Here is a 276-nt window from a genome sequence, read left to right as displayed (position 1 = left end):
ATACTATTCAGCATAATGATAAACTTAAGACAGGGTGGGGGATTTCGTACAACAGGCAGTTCTACGGACATCAATTGAATCCTTTTATATCTGTTGATTATCAAATCACACCAAAGTTACAGCTCGCAGGCCTTCTTCCGATCCGTCCAAAGCTGATCTATACCATAAATGATCAACTTTCGTGGACCAACGAGATAGTTGCGGGCGCAGGAAGTTACAGGCTTTCAGCAAACGAAGAGAGCAGCCGTTTTATAAGGATAAACAATTGGTAGGGAA

The 276-nt window shown here is 42.0% G+C and carries 1 protein-coding gene; it reads left to right on the top strand.

What is annotated here, in order from left to right:
- A partial coding sequence (locus ACPYOG_RS19460) for a hypothetical protein (RefSeq protein ID WP_481295773.1) occupies positions 1-272 on the top strand: 272 nt, incomplete at its 5' end.
- Between the last annotated feature and the right edge of the window lie 4 nt (positions 273-276).

The organism is Leifsonia sp. HAY1-4F (genome assembly GCF_056755275.1).
This window is presented reverse-complemented; position numbering and strand designations above follow the sequence as displayed.